The 263-nt window shown below is 63.5% G+C and carries 1 protein-coding gene; it reads right to left on the reverse strand.

Annotated elements, in window-relative coordinates; all coding sequences use genetic code 11:
• The coding region (locus tag ABGV18_RS11570) for an Ig-like domain-containing protein (RefSeq protein WP_396586158.1) at nucleotides 1–263 on the reverse strand (263 nt) is incomplete at both ends.

Consider the following 263-nt stretch of genomic DNA (forward strand, 5'->3'; position numbering starts at 1 on the left):
TGCCGGTGACCGTGGCGCTGACCGTGTCATTTGCAGCCAGCAGGCTGCCCGGCACGTCGATGGCGTAGTTGTTGTCGGCATCGACGGTGCCTTCAAACGTCTCACCACCGACGGTCAGGGTGACGGTGTCACCTTCGCCGGCGTCACCGCCGACGGAACCGGTGATGGTGATGGTCTCGCCGGATTCTTCCTCGTTGATCACGTCGTCACCAGCGATGGTGTCGATGGAGATGGTGGCCGAGGCCTCGGTGTCGACCGCGTAT

Origin of the sequence: Guyparkeria halopsychrophila, from assembly GCF_044582135.1 — a bacterium.
Taxonomy (GTDB): domain Bacteria; phylum Pseudomonadota; class Gammaproteobacteria; order Halothiobacillales; family Halothiobacillaceae; genus Guyparkeria.